Annotated in this window: 14 protein-coding genes; 10 read left to right on the top strand and 4 right to left on the bottom strand. The window is 44.2% G+C overall.

What is annotated here, in order from left to right:
* Positions 1 to 315: 315 nt before the first annotated feature.
* Positions 316 to 2757 (bottom strand): bifunctional aspartate kinase/homoserine dehydrogenase II, encoded by a 2442-nt coding sequence (locus AC4IFT_RS14110; RefSeq protein WP_490736265.1) that lies wholly within the window; start codon positions 2755 to 2757, stop codon positions 316 to 318.
* An 11-nt stretch (positions 2758 to 2768) separates the two neighbouring features.
* Positions 2769 to 3929, bottom strand: coding sequence for a cystathionine gamma-synthase (gene metB / locus AC4IFT_RS14105; protein WP_490736263.1), 1161 nt, complete (start codon positions 3927 to 3929; stop codon positions 2769 to 2771).
* A gap of 315 nt (positions 3930 to 4244) precedes the next feature.
* On the opposite strand from metB, the gene metJ reads away from it, so the two are divergent.
* The 3 genes from metJ (at position 4245) to AC4IFT_RS14090 (ending at position 6488) form a co-directional block, all read left to right on the top strand.
* Positions 4245 to 4562: a met regulon transcriptional regulator MetJ gene (gene metJ, locus AC4IFT_RS14100; RefSeq protein ID WP_004265315.1), complete on the top strand. Its 318-nt coding sequence runs from the start codon at positions 4245 to 4247 to the stop codon at positions 4560 to 4562.
* A gap of 210 nt (positions 4563 to 4772) precedes the next feature.
* Positions 4773 to 5516 carry a hypothetical protein gene (locus AC4IFT_RS14095; protein WP_490736261.1) on the top strand — a complete coding sequence of 248 codons (744 nt, stop codon included), beginning with the start codon at positions 4773 to 4775 and terminating at the stop codon, positions 5514 to 5516.
* Between the two features lie 249 nt (positions 5517 to 5765).
* Positions 5766 to 6488 carry an outer membrane protein gene (locus AC4IFT_RS14090; protein ID WP_490751634.1) on the top strand — a complete coding sequence of 241 codons (723 nt, stop codon included), beginning with the start codon at positions 5766 to 5768 and terminating at the stop codon, positions 6486 to 6488.
* Positions 6489 to 6576: 88 nt separating this feature from the next.
* Here the strand turns inward: AC4IFT_RS14090 and rpmE are convergent, their stop codons facing one another.
* Positions 6577 to 6792: a 50S ribosomal protein L31 gene (rpmE, locus tag AC4IFT_RS14085; protein WP_430263186.1), complete on the bottom strand. Its 216-nt coding sequence runs from the start codon at positions 6790 to 6792 to the stop codon at positions 6577 to 6579.
* Positions 6793 to 7010: 218 nt separating this feature from the next.
* On the opposite strand from rpmE, the gene priA reads away from it, so the two are divergent.
* The 7 genes from priA to rraA all read left to right on the top strand — a co-directional run bounded on the left by priA (position 7011) and on the right by rraA (position 15268).
* Positions 7011 to 9209 (top strand): primosomal protein N', encoded by a 2199-nt coding sequence (gene priA / locus AC4IFT_RS14080; protein WP_490751633.1) that lies wholly within the window; start codon positions 7011 to 7013, stop codon positions 9207 to 9209.
* Positions 9210 to 9558: 349 nt separating this feature from the next.
* Positions 9559 to 10587: a DNA-binding transcriptional regulator CytR gene (cytR, locus tag AC4IFT_RS14075; protein WP_219245034.1), complete on the top strand. Its 1029-nt coding sequence runs from the start codon at positions 9559 to 9561 to the stop codon at positions 10585 to 10587.
* Between the two features lie 73 nt (positions 10588 to 10660).
* On the top strand, positions 10661 to 11476 hold the full coding sequence (ftsN, locus tag AC4IFT_RS14070) for a cell division protein FtsN (RefSeq protein ID WP_490751632.1): 816 nt from the start codon (positions 10661 to 10663) through the stop codon (positions 11474 to 11476).
* Positions 11477 to 11642: 166 nt separating this feature from the next.
* Complete coding sequence (gene hslV, locus AC4IFT_RS14065; RefSeq protein ID WP_004265304.1) at positions 11643 to 12173, top strand: ATP-dependent protease subunit HslV; 531 nt, start codon at positions 11643 to 11645, stop codon at positions 12171 to 12173.
* Between the two features lie 11 nt (positions 12174 to 12184).
* Entirely contained in the window at positions 12185 to 13519 is a 1335-nt protein-coding gene (gene hslU, locus AC4IFT_RS14060; RefSeq protein ID WP_353244369.1) for an ATP-dependent protease ATPase subunit HslU, read from the top strand.
* A 186-nt stretch (positions 13520 to 13705) separates the two neighbouring features.
* A complete protein-coding gene (locus AC4IFT_RS14055; protein WP_219245037.1) occupies positions 13706 to 14629 on the top strand; it encodes a 1,4-dihydroxy-2-naphthoate polyprenyltransferase in 924 nt (307 codons plus the stop codon).
* Positions 14630 to 14749: 120 nt separating this feature from the next.
* The gene (gene rraA, locus AC4IFT_RS14050) at positions 14750 to 15268 is read left to right on the top strand and encodes a ribonuclease E activity regulator RraA (RefSeq protein ID WP_219245038.1); all 519 of its coding nucleotides are present in this window, start codon (positions 14750 to 14752) and stop codon (positions 15266 to 15268) included.
* Between the two features lie 432 nt (positions 15269 to 15700).
* On the opposite strand, the gene zapB is transcribed toward rraA, so the two are convergent.
* Positions 15701 to 15940 carry a cell division protein ZapB gene (gene zapB / locus AC4IFT_RS14045; protein WP_004265299.1) on the bottom strand — a complete coding sequence of 80 codons (240 nt, stop codon included), beginning with the start codon at positions 15938 to 15940 and terminating at the stop codon, positions 15701 to 15703.
* Between the last annotated feature and the right edge of the window lie 109 nt (positions 15941 to 16049).

The following is a 16049-nucleotide window of genomic DNA, read 5'->3' as shown; positions in this document are numbered from 1 at the left end:
CAGTCGGCTGCGTTAGAGTTGTCGTTTTGTGATGCAGCCCGCTAAATTTACCCTTGAGTGTATATTCATATCAGAAAAAAATGGCTTTGGGGGATTTTTCTGAAATTTAATTACAGCCTTATTTTTATTAATTTTTCTTATTTAAGTATTGTTTCAGCGCAATATATCGTCGATTCAGCACTTTTAAGACATGAATAATGTTGAAGAATTAAATCATCAGAATAAAAAGAGGGAAAAAAGGGCGAGAATTAAAAAATTTCATGATGTATTGGCGCTCTGTATAAAAATAAGAGCACCAATACACGCAAAAAATCACTACAACAATTGGGAAAGTCGGTTTAAATCTGACTGAATTGCCCCAGCGGTGACATCGCGCCCCGCTCCTGGGCCACGGATCACTAATGGGTTATCACGGTACCAGCGACTTTCGATAGCAAAAACGTTATCCCCCGGTAATAATGAGGCCAGTGGGTGGTCGGGTTTTACCGCTTCCACGCCCACTTTCGCTTTCCCTTTCACCGCATCAAACCGCGCAACATAACGCAGCACTAACCCGAGCTCTTGCGCCGCTTCTAAGCGTTGCTGCATTTGCTCATTGATGATTGCACTATTTTCGAAAAACTCATCTAAAGAGCCTGTCTGTGCTTGTTTCGGCACAAGTGATTCAACACGCACTTCATCGGGTTCGATATCATAACCGGCCTCACGCGCTAGAATAATCAGCTTGCGCATCACGTCTTGCCCTGAAAGGTCAATGCGTGGGTCAGGCTCCGTTAAGCCCTGTTGCCATGCCTGCTCGACAAGTTCGCTAAAGGGTACTGAGCCATCAAATTGCAAAAATAGCCAAGACAATGTGCCTGAGAAAATACCGCTAATGGCTAAGATCCCATCACCACTTTCTTTTAAATCGCGCACAGTATAGTTGATGGGTAACCCTGCCCCCACCGTTGCGTTATACAACCAGTGACGGCCTGTTTTTGAGAAGGCATCACGAATTTGGCGATATTGCTCTGTTTGTGCCGCCCCAGCGATTTTGTTGGCGCTGATCACATGGAAACCATAACTCGCGAAATCCACATAGCTCTCCGCCAATGCTTCACTGGCAGTAACATCGAGAACCACGAGGTCATCATAAGGATGGGAACGCATCCAAAGGAATAAGTTATCATCTTCATGTTCGACGGCTTCATCATCAAAAAACGCTAATGCACGACTTGGGTCGATACCTTGATAATTCAATAAACTACGGCGACTATCCACCACGCCTGCCAACACAAAATCAAAGTCACTGCGAGCGGAGATATTGTGTTGTTCTGCCGCAAAAAGTTCTAACCAACGCGCCCCAATATTCCCTTTACCAAACAACACTAAGCCAATGCGTTTTTCGGCGCGGAATAAGCTTTGGTGCATGCCTTGGATCAGGTGCTCAGTTTGGTTAGTGCGCAGCACGGCAACTAGGCTAATGGCATCTTCAGAGTGCCAAATAAATTCGACCGGTTGGCCTTTAAGCTCTTCATAGAAACGGTGGCTATGTAGCGGCTTTTTACACACACCCGCACCAACTAAAGCGACTAAAGAAAAGCCTTCCCGTAAGGATAACGACCCCGGTAAAGCCGCTTCTTCAAGCACATTTAGCGCACTTTCAACAATTTCAGAGGTATAACAAAGCTGAATTAGCGCACGGTCATCATGAATTCCCCGCGCAAGTGGGCGTAACTGAACACGTTTGAGCAATAAATCCACATCTTTGCAGATTTGTTTGAAATCACGACTGGCCGCAATACGTAACTCAATTAAGCACACATCATCATGACTGGTGACAATTTTTGCCCCTGCACCAGACGCCAAAACACGCTCAATTTTTGTGGAACCTTGTTCTGGCTGGTAACTGCATCTGAGTTGCAAATCGATATTACTCACCGATACAGGCTGTAACGTGCGCGTATGCAGAACAGGGGCTGCAAGTCGCGCTAATTCACTTGCTTCATCAAGACGTAATAAAGGCAGCAAACACGCATCTTTCACTTTACGGGGATCCGCACTGTACACCCCAGCAACGTCACTCCAAATGGTTACTTTCGCCACATCAGCCAGTGCACCCACTTGAGTCGCGGAATAGTCACTCCCATTACGCCCCAAAAGAACAGTTTCACCCTGTTGATTACGTGAAATAAACCCAGTCACAACAATACGGCGATTAGGCAATTGCGTTAACTGTTGCTGTAGCAAATAACGAGACTGTATTTCATCAACTTGTGGCTGCGCGGCACGCTCTGCACGTAGAAATAAACGTGCATCCAACCATGCACTTGGCATCGCTGTTTGTGCTAACACTTCTGACATCAAACGCGCTGACCAAATTTCACCATGCCCAACAACTTCGGCATACGTTGCATCGTTAATCGGTTGGTCAAGCAATGCGCTTAAACGCTCTAAATCTTCAATAAATAATTGGCTCAATACCGCCGCTTGTTTTTCAGGAAGAAGACTTTCGATTAAATCCAGTTGGTAACGACGTAAAGACTGCTGTGCCTGATGGGCTGATATGCGATCACTTTGGCTCAGCTTTAGCCAATTAATCAATTGATTAGTTGTACTGCCAGCTGCGGAAACCACCATTAAATCACCGGGTTGGCTATAATTTGCCATAATAGTCGCAACTCGCTGGTAACACTTTGCATCCGCGAGACTACTTCCCCCAAACTTATGTAACTGACGGTGACAAGGTGCCACCTCAACCGCTGTTAGTACACTCATCAAAAACTCCGCTAACGTTGTGCCGCAACCTTAAATGCTTGGTCTAAATCTGCAATTAAATCCTGCGCATCTTCAATCCCGACTGAAATACGCAATAAACTGTCTGTAATGCCAGCCTCGAAACGCGCCTGTGCTGACATCCCTGCATGGGTCATTGTTGCTGTATGTGAAATCAAGGTTTCGACCCCACCCAATGATTCGGCTAATGTAAACAGCTTTAGTGCACGCAAGAAATGGCGTAGTTGAGCCTCATCACCTGCAAATTCAAAACTTAGCATCGCCCCAAACCCTTTTTGTTGTTTGAGTGCAATTTCATGGCCCGGATGATCTTTCAATGCAGGATAATACAATTTTTTGACCAAAGGCTGAGCTTTAAGATATTTTACGATTTCATGCGCATTTTGTTGTTGCTGTAAAATACGCGGAGACAAGGTTCGAATACCCCTTAATAATAAATAGCTATCAAACGCCCCACCTGTTACACCAATATTATTGGCCCACCAGGCTAATTCTATTGCCCATTTCTCCTCTTTTGCAACCACTACCCCTGCCACAATATCTGAGTGACCATTAAGGTATTTTGTACACGAATGCACCACAAAATCGGCACCGAGTGAAATAGGCTGCTGAAGTACTGGACTCAAAAACGTATTGTCCACCACTACTAATGCCCCCGCTTCGTGGGCTAATTGAGCAATTTGCTGGATATCAAAAATTCTTAATAACGGGTTACTTGGCGTTTCGATGAGGACTAATTTTGGTTTTTTCGCCAGCGCCGCTTTTAACGCCACCTCATCACTTTGATCAACAAATTGAACTTGGTATGCCCCGCGCTCATGTTGGCTGTTAAATAAACGATAACTACCACCGTAACAATCATGAGGGGCGACTAATAAATCCCCCGGACGTAAAAACACAGTGCAAATCAGGTGAAGCGCCGACATACCGCTGTTTGTCATCACCGCACCGCTGCCGCCTTCCAGTTGCGCCAATGTTTTTTGCACAATATCACGACCGGGGTTACCACGGCGTGAATAATCATGGGCGCGGGGCTCATTAAAGTCAGTAAAATTATAAGTGCTAGATAAATAAATGGGAGGCACTACGCAACCAAATTGTTGGTCTTCATTTAATCCATTATGAATTGCGATGGTTGACGGCTTGTAAGTCATAAACGCTTCTCCTGAACAGTGATAGATCAAATCATACCCATCGGATGTTTAGACGTCAACATATCTAGACGTCTAAACCTCTTTACGTTTATATCAAGTAATGGAATAATCAGCCCTAATAATTATGTGTAAATTGATAGTCAATCGCATAAGTGGACTTAGCTCGTTAATTTTACATAACATTTTGTGATAAACTACGTTAAGTCGCGCCTAACATATATGCCGTTTTTTTCGATTTAGAGCTTAGAATAAGTTTCTATGAAAAAGAATATGCATATTATTTTTTATTATTACTGAAAATATCCAAGGTATCTCATGGCTGAATGGAATGGTGAATATGTCAGTCCGTATGCTGAACATGGCAAAAAGAGTGAGCAAGTAAAAAAAATTACAGTATCTATTCCGTTGAAGGTACTCAAAATTTTAACTGACGAACGTACTCGTCGTCAGATTAACAACTTACGTCATGCCACTAACAGTGAATTACTGTGTGAAGCATTTTTACATGCATTCACCGGCCAACCACTGCCAAATGATGAAGATCTGCGTAAAGAGCGCAATGACGAGATCCCTGAAGCCGCAAAAGAAATTATGCGCGAATTGGGTATCGACCCAGAAACGTGGGAATATTAATTCTTACGACGAGACTTACGCATTCCAAAATCCGTACTACGCCACCATCCCCGTGGCGTAGTGCCTCTATCTAGACAAAAAACTCGCTAGATTCCTCTGAATTATGTTTAATTCAGAATCCCCCTCAGGCTTTATTCACTCGCACACTCTACACTTTTGGCTATTAATCCATATCTATAGCTAATAATTAAAATCACGAAGGGTCGCGCAATGAATAAATACAATCTGGCTTTAATAGGACTACTAAGCGGCGTAATGATGGTCACTGCAGGGTGTGGGAATCGCCCATATGTAGAGTCCCAAGACTATAAAGATGTTGCAGAATCTCAAGCTTCAGCGAAAAAGCTTGGGACAAAATGGGGGGAGGATGTCAATTCTGCGGTCACCACCGTTAATGCCACACGCTTAACCAATACTCCTTTTGATACTGCCGCTATCTATTACCGTGGCGAACGCGTTCCGAATAATATTCAAACCATGAATTATATCGCGTTATCCCCTATCGAAATTCAGGTGACGAATGAACGTGGCCGTAAGATGCCGATGTACCGTAATAACCAAGGTCAATATATTTTGCCTGCACAAGAAGGCCAACGGTATCAATTAACCATCAAAAATACCGATAGAAATCGCATTTATGAGGTCGTAACAAGCGTCGATGGGATTGATGTATTAAATGGCCGCGCGGGTTCTTATCAAAATAGCGGATATTTAATTCGCCCAAGAAGTGAAGTGACTATTGAAGGTTTTCGTAAAAGCCAAGACCAAGTTGCTGCATTCCGCTTTGCCGCCCCTGAAGAATCCTATGTGAACCAAAATGCCCAAGGCGATGAACGGAATATTGGTGTTATTGGTTTCGCACTCTTTGAAGTCCGTGAAGAATTACCCGATTGCGAAGCCAACCCGTTCCCAGCAGATACGCAATACGCACCAGCACCGTGCCGTAAGCGGTAAATGACCAAAGACGCAAAAGCGTATACCTCTCAGTTGCGCTTTTTCATTTTATGACACACAAACTTGCCAAACAAAAATCAAAATTATCAATTTTTCTTATATTTTAATTCTGAATTCATGATATTTATTCATGCAACTCGGGAATTTCTACCGTTTAAACAAATATCGATAATTTACCTTAATCTATAAAATTATTTTAACATATAATAAATACCAGTTACTAATGAACTAACAGGATGGTATTTCACAATGAAAAAAATAATTGCAGTGTCTCTTCTGAGTTTAATTTCAAGTATGGCGATGGCATCTGGCAGCGGTTTTTACGTTTCCGGTAAGATTGGAACTTCAATCATTAAACTGTCTGACCAAAAATGGTCTGATGAAGATGGTAGCGTTGGCGGGGGCAGCAAAACAAAAGGCGTATTTGGTGGGGGTATTGCTCTTGGTTATGACCTGTATGATGCAACCTCTTTACCTCTACGTACCGAATTAGATATTACCCTGCGTGGTAAAGCCTCATCTAAACACAACATAGCAACGAGCTCATGGGATAATGGTAGCGGCTCTTTCTATTCAGATAGTGAAGATGCTAAAAATGATATTACATTAAATACCTTTATGATTAATACATATTATGATTTTAAAAACCAAACCAATTTCACACCGTATGTGTCTGTGGGCTTAGGTTTAGCGAGCATTAAGCATAAAGCACAATATACCTATACTGAAACCAATTCAGGCGGCAGTGATTACGATGCATTCTCGAAATCAAAAACCAACAGTAATTTTGCTTGGAGTTTAGGTTTAGGTTCGCAATATGCGATTAATGATAACCTTTCATTGGACTTAAGCTATCGCTTCTTAGATGCAGGCAAATCTGATGTTAGTTATAACGATGATGGCGATACGCTCAAGTCTAAAGTAAAAGTTCGTAGTAATGACTTCATGTTTGGCGTACTTTACCGTTTCTAATTTCTTCAGTTAAAAACAAGAAACACGTATTTCAGGCATTAAAAAAGGGAAACTCAGTTTCCCTTTTTTTCGCATTTCACAAGTTCGATTATTTCTTAGAACCTGGGATGCTGAAACGTTGGTTGAAGCGATCAACACGACCACCAGTCGCAACATCACGCTGTTTACCAGTATAGAACGGGTGGCAGTTACCACAAACGTCCAGGTTCAGCGAGTGACCAGCAGTTGAATTAATTTTCATTACATTACCGCAAGAACAAGTTGCAGTAATTTCTTCGTATTTAGGGTGAATACCTTTTTTCATGGGAGAACCTCTAATAAGGCCGTGTCGCCATTCCAGCCCTAACGCCGGACACCACACGTCGTGTTGATTGAATTTAATGTATTGGTAAAATTAAGTACCAAAGGCGGCGGATCATACAGAAATTCTATTTGCCACGCAATGAAAAACGCGTAAATTTTGTGATATTCTAGTTGGCTATCGCGCTTAACATCGAACAAAAAACAGACGGAAATCCAGTTATGATCGTCGTTCAGGTGGCTTTACCTGTTCCTTTGAACCGCACTTTTGATTATCGACTCCCAGATAACATGCCGCTTCCTGTCGTGGGGAGCCGCGTGATGGTGCCATTTGGTAAACGCCAAGCCCTTGGGATCGTGGTCAAACATAGTGATAAAAGCGAATTTGCAGAAGACCAGCTTAAAACCATCGAACTGGTTCTCGACACGCAAACGCTGTTTCCTGATGATGTGTGGCAACTCTTATTATGGTCTTCTCAATATTACCATTACCCAATAGGTGAAGTGCTCTTTCATGCCTTACCGACTTTACTGCGCCAAGGAAAAGCGGCTGAGTTTACGCCAATCTGGCAATGGCAAGTGACTGAAACGGGGATCGCAGCCGATCTCAATGAATTTAAGCGATCGCCCAAACAGCAACAAGCGTTAGCGTTGCTCAAGCGCCGCGCAGTTTATCGTCATCAAGTCAGTGAGCTTGAAATCAGTGAAAGCGCCCTGCAATCCCTTAAAAAGAAAGATTATATCGAGTTGCACCCTGTACAGCCAAGCGCCGAAAAATGGCAGCCAACTTTTGAAGTCTGTGGTGAACGGTTACGTCTAAATAGCGAACAAGCCACGGCTGTCGGGGCAATACGCGCTCAAGACGATGAGTTTTCACCTTGGCTACTGGCGGGGATCACCGGCTCAGGGAAAACGGAAGTTTATTTGAGCGTGCTCGAAAATGTGCTGGCGCAAGGAAAACAAGCGCTTGTTTTGGTACCTGAAATTGGTTTAACACCACAAACCATTAACCGCTTCCGCGAACGGTTTAACGCCCCTGTGGATGTGCTGCATTCAGCACTTAATGATAGCGAGCGTTTAGCCGTCTGGTTACGCGCTAAGTTAGGCCAAACAGCCATCATTATTGGCACGCGTTCTGCTCTTTTTACCCCCTTTGCCAACCTTGGCATTATTATTATCGATGAAGAGCACGACAGTTCATATAAACAGCAAGATGGCTGGCGTTACCACGCACGGGACTTAGCCGTTTTTCGCGCGAAAAAAAATAACATCCCCATTGTGATGGGTACCGCAACCCCTTCACTCGAAACCTTGCTCAATGTGAAGCAGCAAAAATACCGCCAGCTTAATCTGACCATTCGTGCGGGGAATGCTCGTCCTGCAACGCAGCATTTAATTGATTTAAAAGGCCAGCCACTGAAATTTGGTCTTTCACACTTGCTTATCCAGCACATCAAAGAGCATCTAGCACAAAATAATCAGGTGATTTTGTTTTTAAATCGCCGTGGTTATTCCCCCGCTTTGATTTGCCATGAATGCGGCTGGATTGCCGAGTGCCAACGCTGCGACCATTACTATACGTTGCACCAAAACTTCCACCAGCTACGCTGCCACCACTGTGATAGCCAGCGCCCAGTGCCTCGGCAATGCCCACAATGTGGTTCAACACATTTAGTGCCTGTTGGGATGGGAACAGAACAGCTTGAAGAAGGCATATCCGAGCTGTTCCCAGATACCCCTGTCACACGTATTGACCGTGACACGACCAGCCGAAAAGGGGAACTTGAGCAGCACTTAAACCAAGTACATGAAGGCGGCGCGCGTATTTTAATTGGCACGCAAATGTTAGCGAAAGGGCACCATTTCCCCGATGTCACTTTAGTGGCATTACTGGACGTCGATGGTGCGTTGTTTTCCAGTGATTTTCGCGCCGCGGAGCGTTTTGCTCAGCTATATGTACAGGTTTCAGGACGTGCCGGTCGTGCAGGCAAGCAAGGGGAAGTCTTTTTACAAACGCACCACCCCGAGCACCCTTTGCTGCTGACGTTATTGGAAAGTGGTTATGATGCATTTACTCAAGAAGCAATGGAAGAGCGCCATGTGGCTATGCTCCCGCCTTACACCAACCATATTTTGATCCGCTCTGAAGATCACAATAACCAAGACTCACGGCAATTCTTACAAAATGTCCGTCAGTACATCACTGAGCATCCACAAAGTGATGCAAAACTGTGGATTTTAGGGCCATCTCCGTCGATTCAAGCAAAACGGGGTGGTCGTTTCCGCTGGCAGCTCCTGCTACAGCACCCATCACGCCCTTACTTACAACACTTTATGGCGCAATTATTACCTGAAATTCTCAAACAGCCAGAAAGCCGCAAAGTAAAATGGAATGTGGATGTCGACCCAACGGATGGCTAAAGCATTACCGAATTTAAAGGGTAAATTTTATTTTACCCTTAGTGTCCAATAAGTAATCTTTCGCTTTTCCGCTTCCAGTTTGTTGATATTGTGAACTATCTTTTTTTTGTATAAAACGCCCTGTTTTGTGTGAATTTCGACCAACTTGAGATTCACTTATCTTTTAATCCCTTAAATTATTTTTGAAATTTGCGAAGCAGCTCTAAAAAATGATGCGTGTCACACTTTTTATGCAAACTAGGTAACAGATATTATTGAGAATCTAATTAGAATAACTTCTAATCATAAATAATGACGTGCTTGCGCCATTCAAAAAAGCAAACGATTAAATCAATCTAAGGAAGGCGTTGTGGAAAGTAAAAAACACAATAACACGGCAACAATGAAAGATGTTGCTAGTGCCGCGGGCGTTTCGACAGCGACGGTCTCCAGAACATTAATGAACCCTGAAAAGGTCTCCCTACAGACCCGCCAGAAAGTCGAACAAGCGGTTATGGATGTTGGCTACTATCCTCACAACTTAGCAAGAAGCTATAAACGCAATGAATCAAAAACGATTCTTGTACTCGTTCCCAATATCCGTGACCCATTTTTTAGTGATGTGGTCTGTGGCATTGAAGAAATTGCCGCGCAAGAAGGTTACTTTGTGTTGATTGGTGACTGTAAGCACCAAGAAAAACAAGAAAATGCCTTTATTAATCTGATTATTACTAAACAAATTGATGGCATGGTGTTGCTCGGTTCTAATATCCCGTTCGATATTTCGACGGAAGAGCAAAAAAACCTCCCACCAATTGTGATGGCGAATGAGTTTGCCCCTGAATTAAAACTGCCTACGGTGCATATCGATAACTTAACCGCGGCATTTAATGCGACGCATTACCTGCAAAAACAAGGCCACAAGCTGATCGCCTGTATTGCAGGCCCATCGCATATGCCACTGAGCCAATACCGTTTAGAAGGCTACAAAAAAGCGATGCTGAGAACAGGGGAAAAACTGCGGGAAGAATATATTATTCGCGGTGATTTTACCCATGAAGGCGGTGCTGAAGCGGTGAAGTCGCTGTTATCACTCCCTGAGCCACCCACTGCGATTTTTTGCCAAAGTGATATCATGGCGATTGGCGCAATGTGGCAAGCCAAAAAAATGGGCTTAACCCTACCGGATGATTTATCGTTTGTCGGCTTCGATAATCTAGAGCAAGCAAAATATACGTTGCCTGCATTAACTACCGTGAACCAACCTCGCGCAGAAATTGGTCATCATGCAATGCAATTATTGCTCGAACAGATCCATGGCAACAACGTAACACCGGGTTCGCGTCTCCTAGATTCTGATTTAATCATCAGAGAGAGCACAAAAGCGCCTAAAAGCTAGTCAAAATTGTTCAGGTTAAGTAACATGTTAATCCAAATGATGGCTAACAATTGATAACTAGTGAATTAATAGCGTGGCACAAAAAGATTATGTAGCTCGAGGGCGGTCAGCCGCCCGTAAAAAAGGCAAAGGGAAATCAAAAAAAGCACAAGGGCTACCAATGACCACGTTGGTTGTTGCCGTAGCGATCGTTGTGCTATTTGTTGGCGGCCTGTTTTATATCACCCACAATAAAAAGGATGCGCCGCAGCCGCAAGTTGCCACGCCTTCAGCACCTGCGGGTAGTACGCTTCCTCCTAAACCTGAAGAACGCTGGCGCTATATTAAAGAATTAGAACGCCGCGGCGTTGATTTGCCAAGTACCCAGCAACCTAGCTCGGGTAATAATATTCTGCGCCCTTCAGATTTAACCCCTGAACAACGCCAGCTATTAGAGCAAATGGACTCCGATAGGCGCCAACCCGTGACAAACCTGCAAGAGGTTCCGTCCAATGGCAAGCCTGTTCCACGTTCACAAGTGATCATTAATGAGCCAGCTCAACCGATTGAACCTGTTCAACGCAAACCCGTTGTGAATACTGAACCGAAACCAGAAACTCGCCCTGCCACGCCAATTGCCCCAGTACAGCCAGCGACACCCGCGGAGCCAAAACCTGCCAATAACATGCAAAACATGTTGGTACAATGTGGCTCATTCCGTACTGCCGACCAAGCGGAGTCTGTTCGTGCAACATTAGCGTTTGCTGGGATTGAAAGCAGAGTGACCGAAGGTGGTGGCTGGCATCGCATTGTTCTTGGCCCTTATTCCAAGTCAACCGCAGAGAAAATGCGCGACCGCGCAGCAGGTGTTGGCGTTTCCGGTTGTATTCTTCGTGCATCAGGGGGTTGAAAAACCCCATCCCCCACCCCATCTACTGTTTTAACGCACTCATGAGCGGTTGTTTTTATCTTCAACCTAGTCCAAGTGATAGCTAATCAACAACTATCACTTGGGTTTTGTCTCTCGAAAATAAAACTCAACTGCATTTTTTTGTAATAAAACCAGGGGCTAACTCATGACAACAATCGTAAGTGTTCGCCGTAATGGCCAGGTCGTAATTGGTGGTGATGGACAGGCGACGATGGGTAATACCGTCATGAAAGGCAATGTCCGCAAAGTTCGCCGTCTCTATAATGATAAAGTCATTGCCGGATTTGCCGGTGGCACCGCAGACGCATTCACGCTTTTTGAACTGTTCGAACGCAAACTCGAACTGCACCAAGGCCATTTAACCAAAGCGGCCGTAGAACTCGCTAAAGATTGGCGTACAGATCGTATGCTGCGCAAGCTGGAAGCACTGCTTGCCGTAGCGGATGAACATACCTCCCTCATCATTACTGGTAATGGTGACGTCGTTCAGCCAGAAAACGATTTGATCGCTATCGGTTCAGGTGGTCCTTATGCACAATCTGCCGCACGTGCACTGTTAGAAAATACAGATTTAAGCGCGAAAGAAATCGCGGAAAAAGCACTCGCCATTGCGGGTGATATCTGTATTTACACCAACCATAATGTCAACTTTGAAGAAATTTCTTCAAAATCATAAGGATTGTTAGCATGTCCGAAATGACTCCACGCGAAATTGTCAGCGAACTCGACAATCATATTATTGGCCAAAACAAAGCTAAACGTTCTGTTGCGATAGCCCTGCGTAACCGCTGGCGCCGTATGCAGTTAAACGAAGTGTTACGCCATGAAGTTACACCGAAAAATATTCTGATGATTGGCCCAACAGGGGTCGGTAAAACTGAAATTGCCCGCCGCCTTGCAAAATTAGCCAATGCGCCATTTATCAAAGTTGAAGCAACCAAATTTACTGAAGTCGGTTATGTGGGTAAAGAAGTCGACTCCATTATCCGTGATTTAACTGACTCCGCAGTGAAAATGGTGCGTCTGCAATCCATTGAAAAAAACCGCTATCGCGCGGAAGAAATGGCGGAAGAGCGCATTCTGGATGTATTAATTCCACCCGCGAAAAACAACTGGGGCCAATCTGAACCAACAGACGAGCATTCGCCAGCGCGCCAAACTTTCCGTAAAAAATTACGTGAAGGTCAGTTAGACGATAAAGAAATTGAGATTGAAGTCGCTGCATCGCCAATGGGCGTTGAAATTATGGCACCTCCCGGCATGGAAGAGATGACCAACCAGCTGCAATCAATGTTCCAAAACCTCGCAGGACAAAAACAGAAACCTCGTAAGATGAAAATCAAAGAGGCATTCAAACTGCTGGTGGAAGAAGAAGCGGCCAAGCTCGTTAACCCAGAAGAGTTAAAAGAACAAGCTATCGAAGCCGTTGAGCAAAACGGTATCGTGTTTATCGATGAGTTCGACAAAATCTGTAAACGCGGTGGGCAAAGCTCAGGGCCTGATGTTTCTCGTGAAGGGGTACAGCGTGACTTACTGCCACTTATCGAGGGTTGTACTATTTCCACTAAACACGGTATGGTAAAAACTGACCATATCCTGTTTATTGCCTCTGGTGCGTTCCAAGTCTCTAGCCCGTCGGATTTAATTCCTGAATTGCAAGGCCGTTTGCCAATTCGTGTTGAGTTACAAGCACTGACCACTGAAGATTTTGTGCGTATCTTAACGGAGCCAAATGCCTCTTTAACGGAACAATATAAAGCGCTGATGGCGACTGAAGGCGTGAATATTGAGTTCACAACTGACGGTATCCGTAAAATTGCGGAATCGGCATGGCAGGTCAATGAGTCTACCGAAAACATCGGTGCACGCCGCCTGCATACAGTGCTTGAGCGTTTAATGGAAGACATCTCTTTTGATGCGAGCGACCGTAATGGCCAGACCATCCAAATTGATGCGCAATACGTGAAACAGCACTTAGATGAGCTGGTTGCGGACGAAGACTTGAGCAGATTTATTTTATAATCTTATTAATTATCAGGTTTTCATGTATCCTTAATATACATCGACTAAAGTGCAGCTTTTATCGCTGCACTTTTTTCTATGAAATATTCAGCCCATTGCATTGAATATACCCAGATATTCCTTCATGCAGTGGGTTATTACATTGATAAAAACGCATCTCAAAGAGTTTGAATTATAGGTAACTGCATGCAGCCGACATCCACAACAATAAGTCGTAAACAAGCTTGGATTGAAAGTCTTCGCCCTAAAACCCTACCTCTCGGGGTTATCGCCATTGTCACTGGCTCTGCACTCACCTATCTAACAGGTAACTTTAAATGGCCTGTCGCCCTGCTTGCGCTGATTACAGCAGGCTTATTGCAAATTTTATCGAACCTTGCGAATGATTACGGCGATGCTGTGAAAGGGTCAGATACCGCTGAGCGCATTGGGCCACTACGTGGAATGCAAAAAGGGGTGATTACCCAAGCGGATATGAAAAAAGCGCTGAAACTTAATATCACCGCCGCCTGCTTATCTGGCTTATTGTTGATTATTGTCGCCTGCGAAAAGCCCGAAGATGCCTTTGGCTTTCTTGCACTAGGCCTTGTGGCGATTGTTGCCGCGATTACCTATACCGTGGGCAAAAAACCCTATGGCTATCTGGGGTTAGGCGACATCTCTGTTTTAATTTTCTTTGGTTGGCTAAGTGTTATTGGCACCTATTATTTGCAAGCCAATACATTCAACATCATCACCGTACTGCCTGCAACAGCATGTGGACTGCTTTCTGTCGCCGTATTAAATATCAACAATATGCGTGATATTGAAAACGATATCAAAGCAGGGAAAAACACCTTAGCTGTGCGTTTAGGGCCACAAGGTGCGCGTATTTACCATGCAATTATTATCATCGTTGCCATCTTGTGTTTAGTGTTATTTAAACTTATCTACCTATCAGGGTGGAGTGGTTGGTTATTCTTATTGGCAGTTCCAGTACTGCTCAATCACCTCCGTCGCGTTCTAACCGATCCGACCCCAGAAGGGATGCGCCCTCTTCTTGAGAACATGGTTAAAGCCGCCCTTGTGACGAACGTTTTATTCGCTATTGGCGTGGTAATGAGTAAATAACCTGCGTTATTTGACCATTTTTTGACTTTTTCCGCCTATTTTTAGGCGGGGAATTTTGCCAAGTGCGGATCAAAAGGGATATACTGGTATTCTCTTGCAGCAAAAAAAGACCTAAATCCTATGAAATATGATACTTCCGAACTCTGCGATATATACCAAGAAAGCGTTAACGTGGTAGAACCTCTTTTCTCCAACTTTGGTGGACGTACTTCATTTGGCGGTCAAATCATTACAGTGAAGTGCTTTGAAGATAACGGCCTCCTGTATGATTTGCTGGAAGAAGAAGGCGCTGGCCGTATTCTACTCGTTGATGGTGGCGGTTCTGTCCGTAAAGCGTTAATCGATGCCGAAGTGGCAAGGTTAGCTGTTGATAACCATTGGGAAGGCATTGTGGTTTATGGTGCCGTGCGTCAAGTTGATGCTCTGATGGAACTCGACCTTGGCATTCAAGCCATCGCTGCGATGCCAGCGGGCTGCCCTGATGAAGGTATCGGCGAAAGCGATATCCGCGTTAACTTTGGTGGCGTTACGTTCTTCTCGGGTGATTATCTGTATGCGGATAATACCGGTATGATTTTGTCTGAAGAACCGCTCAGCACCAGTAATGACGATGAATTTAACGACGTTATCGACGAATAGTCTTCACAAATAAAAAATTCGATAAATAAGGGCAATCGCCCTTATTTTTTTGCCTATAAAACAAACGCTCGTTTATTTTTACAGCAAATGCAACGATGATTGAATTCGAAAGTTGCTATAAATATAAAAAAGGTCACTTCACAGTGACCTCATTTGCATACTGGGTTTTCTTTTGGTGTTTATCGTTCGAGAAAAACCAATATTTCCTCTAAATAGTTCGCTTCGTAGGTAGGCGGTAAACGACGCTAACCCAAGGAGCATACATAAGTATGTGACTTGGGTAGCACAGTGTAACCAACACCCCTACGAACCGAAATATGACGAGGAAACAGGTAGGCGGCAAGTCAATAAGACCCTAGGAGCATACATAAGTATGTGACTAGGGCGAAGAGACGAAGCCAACACCCCTACAACGCGAAGTATGACGAGAAATTACACTTCTTCCATCTTACCTAGCAAAGTCCGCAACCTCTCCTGCCAAGCTTGTTGCTCTTGTTTCAGTTGCTCATTTTCACGCACTAATGAATCGGTCCCTGATTTTGCAGTTTCTAATTCTTGGCTCAATGCGCCGTTTTTATCTTTTAATTCGTCGATTTCCATCTGTAACAGGGTGATTGTATCAATCGCTTGTTGAACTTTGGATTCGAGTTTCTCAAATACTTCAAATGACATGTTTCTGGTCTCCCTTATCAGCTTTAACACGATTGTAAGTAGCATGATCCTCTGTGTCCAGCGCCATCCATCTGATTCCGCATATTGTTGTTGCAAAAACACTGGTCGG

It is taken from the genome of Providencia sp. UF-183, assembly GCF_058246155.1.
The sequence above is the reverse complement of the archived record's forward strand: the minus strand, read 5'-3'. Positions and strand labels throughout refer to the sequence as shown.